The sequence below is a fragment of the Candidatus Saccharibacteria bacterium genome (assembly GCA_017983775.1).
Lineage (GTDB): Bacteria > Patescibacteriota > Saccharimonadia > JAGOAT01 > JAGOAT01 > JAGOAT01.
In genome coordinates this window covers 1-5,563 of record JAGOAT010000036.1, presented here as the reverse complement: position 1 = coordinate 5,563, position 5,563 = coordinate 1, and the positions used below count along the sequence as shown (strand labels likewise).

Below are 5,563 nucleotides of genomic sequence, written 5' to 3'. Positions count from 1 at the left end.
GAGTGGTGCATTGGGCATCACAGCCCTAAGTCTTGGCATTCAAAAAGCAGATTTTGTAGACAATTCAAAGGATGCGACTACGGCAATTAAGACTAATATGATCAATATCTATCGATTAGGTTTTAATCCAACATACCACTTATTCTATCAGGACGTAGAAAATTTTGTATTGTCAAGTGAACCAAATCATTACGACTTAATATTTTTTGCACCACCCTTTGTCAGTTTTGATGCCAAGACTGGCTTACTCGCAAAAAATTTGTTAAAATCAGAGGGTGTTTTGATTGTTGAGCAACCAAAAGCCTTACCAATAGTCAATCAATTTGATGCTATCAAAATCAAAACATATGGACCATCTAGGTTGTACTTTATCAAAAATTAATATTTATACTATATCAATTTAGTGCCAAAGTGGTGGAATTGGTAGACACGCACGACTCAAAATCGTGTGGGCATACGCTCATGTGGGTTCGATTCCCACCTTTGGCACCATTGTGATACAATTAACCTAGGTTTATTTCTGTCAAATCTCTACTAGTAAAAGCCTAAAGGTACAAATAATATTATGAGTAAAAAACAACGCCAAAGAGTTGTCAAAACTGATATCAAACTACAAGATCCGCCAAAAATTCGCAAGATTAAACGCACCAATAAACTTGATACCGGGAAACCAAAACATCTGACTGACATCGATAGATTGCTTCCTCGTTTTGTCAAACAATACCTTAGGAACCATTCCAGGTTGACATTTATCTTACGTTGGGGTCTGAGAATACTAGCGCTAGGTATCTTGGCTTTAATTTTATTATTCTTATTCGTGGCTAAGGATTTACCCAGTCCAGATCAAATCAATAGTGTTGCTAGCGAGCAGACTACCAAGATATATGACCGAACAGGCGAAACGGTTATTTATGAGCTATATGGAGATATCAACCGGACAATTATTGATTTTGATCAGATGCCTGAAACGATCAAGCAAGCTACTGTAGCTGTTGAAGATAAGGATTTTTATAAGCACGGAGCATTTAGTATCCGGGGATTTTTTAGGGCAGTTTATATCAATGTTTTCAAGCGTGGTAGCCAAGGTGGCTCTACTATTACTCAGCAATATGTCAAAAATGCCTTATTGAGTAATGAACAGACACTGATCAGAAAATTCAAAGAATTAATTCTTGCAATAGAAATCGAGCAACTTTATCCAAAAGATGATATCTTAAAGCTCTATCTCAATGAAATCCCCTATGGATCGAATATCTATGGTATCCAAGCTGCTTCACAGGCTTACTTTGCCAAGGATGCATCTGAATTAAATTATAGCGAGGCAGCTTTGTTAGCCGCCATCCCCCAAGCTCCCACTTACTATTGGAATAACAAAGAAGCCTTGATCGGTAGGCAACAACATATTCTAAAAATACTCAAGGATCAAGGTTATATCGACCAAGAGACATATCAAAAAAATCTTGATATCGATATCCTAGCTGAAGTTAAATACAATCCCAACCGCAATAACACTAATATAGCACCCCATTATGTAGATGTAATTAGGGCTCAGCTGGAGGAGAAATTTGGCGTAAAAGCTGCTAGCGAGGGTGGTTATAAGGTAATAAGCTCACTCGATCTCAAACTCCAAGATTATGCCAAAGAGGCAGTTGACTATGGCATGGAAAATGTTAGAGCTTATGGGGGTAGTAATGCTGCTTTTGTTGCAACAGATCCCAAGACCGGAGAAATCCTAGCAATGGTTGGTAGCTATGATTATGAAGCTGAAGGTTATGGTAATTTCAATGTTGCCACTGCTCGACGTCAACCGGGATCAAGTTTTAAACCAATCGTTCAAGCTACACTATATAAGAAAAATTATGGTCCTGGTGATACTGTTTATGATGTCAAGACAGATTTTGGCAACTATGTACCAGAAAATTATGATTTGAGACAATTTGGAGTCCAGTCATTTAGGACAGCCTTGCAGGGTTCATTGAATATTTCAGCAGTCAAGGCCCTCTACTTGGCGGGTACCGACAATGCCCTACAGACAGCTAAAGATCTAGGAATCACCACCCTAGATGCTGATTATTATGGATTAAGTTTGACACTTGGAGCCGCTGAAGTTCCTTTGTACCAAATGGTTTCAGCCTATGGAACATTTGCAAATCAAGGAGTTCATATTGATCCAACCTATATCCTTGAGATTTTTGATAGTCGAGGTAAATCAATCGAAAAACATGATCCAGCCAATTCAGCCAATCAAGCCCTTGACCCAGAAATCGCCTATCTTATAAGTAATGTTTTGAGTGATAATAATGCTAGAGCTTATATCTTTGGTGCAAACTCTAACCTTTACTTACCGGGGCAAAACATAGCCGCCAAGACAGGTACTACTGAAAATTACCGAGATGGCTGGACTATTGGCTATACACCTTCCCTGGTTGCAGGAGCTTGGGCTGGCAATAATGATAATACGCCTATGGCAAAAGGTGCAGGAGGAAGCTCTGCTGCGAGTCCAGTTTGGAATTATTTCATGAACAAGGCACTAGAGGGACGATCAAGTGAAGAATTTCAACGTCCCGAAGGAATTAAAGAAGTCACCCTAGATGCCTACACTGGCAAACTACCAACTTCTTCTACAAAAATTACTCGCAAAGATCTATTTCCCAGTTGGTACCAACCAAGAAGCTCTGAACAAACCAGCAGAGCAGTGATTGACAGAATCAGTGGCTTACTTGCTACCGAATGTACTCCCGCTCAAGCTAGAGTGGAGATTGTTGGTGCAAGTATTCAGGCAGAGATTCCCCCAGAAGACCCCAATTATCAAGCTTGGGCTGGTCCAGTAGCAGCCTTGGCTGCCTCACTTGGGGAGAGCAGTGGAGTGATACCAACCAAACAAGACAATGTTCATCAATGCAATGACGCCCCGCCTAGTATCAGTATTGCTGCTGGTGCTGGTAATGGAGCTATAGTGATTAATGCTAGTAAGGGCACTCATAACTTGTCCAGAATTGACCTCTATCGTGATGGCAATAAGATTAAAGAATTTTCTATTCCTGCGGGTGGGGGAACGATTAACCACACAGATACCGGTGCTAGTGCGGGGACTCATTCGTATTATGCTATTGTGATTGATCAGGCTTTGTATCAAGCTCAGAGTAATGCTATTCAGAAATCTACATCTAATAATTCAGTACCTACAGGAACAATCTCTTGCGCTATCAATACTTGTAGCGTATTAGCCCAAGGCTCTAGTAATGCTGATATCGCTAGCATCGAATTATTTTACAATAGTATATCTCAGGGCATTCAGACTAGTCAATTTAGCTGGAATGGATACAGTCCAAACTTTCCAGCAGGCGCAGTTGTAGCGGTGATTATTGATGAAAACGGACAGACTACAACCATTAGCTATTAGCTAGAAACTATGTCAGAAACAATCCTAGCGCTCTCAACTGCCTATCAAAATGCAGCTTTAGCAGTAGTACGTTTGAGTGGAGCTAATGCATTAGCCTTAACCTATCAACTAATTGAGACTGAGGTTCAACTCATTCCAAAAGTTCAAACCCTAGTATCTTTAGTAAGTCCTGATAATAAATTTATAGATCAAGTCACAGTTGTTTATTCCCAGGCACCTAAAAGCTTTACGGGAGAAGATATGATTGAAATTACTTGCCATGGATCAGTATTGATAGTTGAAGAAATCATTAATGCCTACCAAGCTATTGGCGTCCGCCTAGCAAAAGCTGGTGAGTTTAGTCAGAGAGCCTACCAAGCTGGCAAATTAGATCTAATCCAGGCTGAAGCAATTAGCGAAATGATTACTAGCAATAATTCACTCTTACTTGATCAAGCCAGAAATCAGATACTGGGTGGTCTCAGTAAAGAAATCTCTTCAACTATTCAAGAACTAACTGACCTAACTGCCAAAGTCAATGTAGGGTTGGATTTTAGCGAAGAAGATGTAGTAGACCTGAATAATACTCAGATCAAATCTAATCTAACAAGGCTGATTGATCAACTAGACCAAGACTTAATAAGTAGCAAAAATCTAGAATTACTCCGAAATCCTCCCAGAATTTTGATCATTGGCTTACCAAATGCTGGAAAATCTAGTTTGTTTAACCAATTACTTGGTGCGAATCGGGCAATTGTCTCCACCCAATCAGGTACCACTCGAGACTATCTGGAAGCTCAGACCACATTTGATGGCATGATAGTTGATCTTATTGATACGGCTGGTATCTTAGATTTTGATCAAGATAGCTCTGATCAAATCGAACTAGAGGGTATCAAGCTTGCTAAACAATTAATTCCCACGGCTGATTTAATTCTTTATCTCAAGGCTTACCAAGTAACCCCATCGACCAATATCAAAGAACTTCTTGTCCCCTATCAATCATCTACCCTAGAAATAATCAGCAAGCTAGACCACATTGATCAACCAATACAAAAGTCACAGCTTTCTATTAGCATTAACCGGCCAGAATCAATTGATCAACTCAAAAAGCAGATTGTAGGTAGACTAGCCCTCAATCTTCAAAAACCAAATCTCATCACCCATAGGCAAGTTGAAATTATTTCTAAACTCAAAATCAAACTTTTAGAAATACTAGATCTAGTCCAGGCTGAACTCGATCAGGAACTAATTGTCATAGAACTCGAACAAGCAATATCAATATGTCAAGAGTTGACAGGTAAATCCGTCAGTGATCAGGTTTTGACTGCAACTTTTAGACAGTTCTGTATCGGCAAATAGACTCATATCACCGCCCGAAACAAAACCTGTTCGCTTGGGAGTGATAGATTATGGATCTAGAATTATTGTTATTGTGATAAATCATATGTGTAGATATGATGAGGAGTAATAGTGACAGTTATGTACTGTAAGACACAGTCAAAGGTATGGGTTTTGCTTTTGGGGAGTATAGCTTCGTCCCTGGACCCCTCCCTTGTCTTATCATCCTCCGAAGCTCGGAGAGCTTACGGGGGATCCACTTCTACTGACATTTGGATAGTATTTTGCATTTGCATTAAACCGTCCAATTGATATAATGATTATGTTTATAGATTGGTGGTGACTTATCTTGGTGTAAACTTTATTAAAATAAAACCCTCAAATAAAACATATATCAATTAGCTTAGGAGGGTAGATGAGTCGAAATACTAATATTAGGAATTATTGGACAGGTCTCAGCCTAACACTTCTTCTGGCTCTCAACACATTCTTCCCAGTGCTTAGTTATGCTCAAGTCACTCCTAGCCCTAGCAATAACCAATCCAACCAACAAGTAGCGGCTGATTCGGATATATCTTCTCAATCTAATCCAGACCAACCCCTAGACACACTAACCAGTTTAGCTTCAGAGACACTAAGTAGTCTATCTGATTCAGCCGAAGCAGCCTACCTCCAAAACGATTCAGATGGATTTTACTATGTAGACTTTATTGGTAATGATGCAGGTGTAGTACCCAATGGTGGTTTTGGAGGTATTAGCTCAAACTATCTCAGCAATAATATTGCTGGTACTGTCAGTATTGACCCAGCTGGAGGTAATACTGCTACAGTCTCCACGAT

Annotated in this window: 4 protein-coding genes and 1 tRNA gene; all 5 read left to right on the top strand. The window is 39.7% G+C overall.

The genetic code is table 11. The annotated features are described in order from the left end of the window. Positions 1 to 382: RsmD family RNA methyltransferase (locus tag KA531_03945; GenBank protein ID MBP6006019.1), on the top strand; the 382-nt coding region annotated here is incomplete at its 5' end. A gap of 23 nt (positions 383 to 405) precedes the next feature. After that, positions 406 to 492 (top strand) — tRNA-Leu (locus tag KA531_03940). Between the two features lie 73 nt (positions 493 to 565). Next, positions 566 to 3,403 carry a penicillin-binding protein gene (locus tag KA531_03935; GenBank protein MBP6006018.1) on the top strand — a complete coding sequence of 946 codons (2,838 nt, stop codon included), beginning with the start codon at positions 566 to 568 and terminating at the stop codon, positions 3,401 to 3,403. Between the two features lie 9 nt (positions 3,404 to 3,412). Next, positions 3,413 to 4,744, top strand: coding sequence for a tRNA uridine-5-carboxymethylaminomethyl(34) synthesis GTPase MnmE (gene mnmE / locus KA531_03930; GenBank protein MBP6006017.1), 1,332 nt, complete (start codon positions 3,413 to 3,415; stop codon positions 4,742 to 4,744). 394 nt (positions 4,745 to 5,138) lie between these two features. After that, positions 5,139 to 5,563, top strand: a 425-nt coding sequence (locus KA531_03925) for a hypothetical protein (GenBank protein MBP6006016.1), incomplete at its 3' end; no start/stop codon positions are given.

What these genes read in the sequence shown, in the direction of transcription:
- KA531_03935 (MBP6006018.1), top strand. Translation starts at nt 566, where the DNA reads ATGAGTAAAAAACAACGCCAAAGAGTTGTCAAAACTGATATCAAACTA.
- mnmE (MBP6006017.1), top strand. Translation starts at nt 3,413, where the DNA reads ATGTCAGAAACAATCCTAGCGCTCTCAACTGCCTATCAAAATGCAGCT.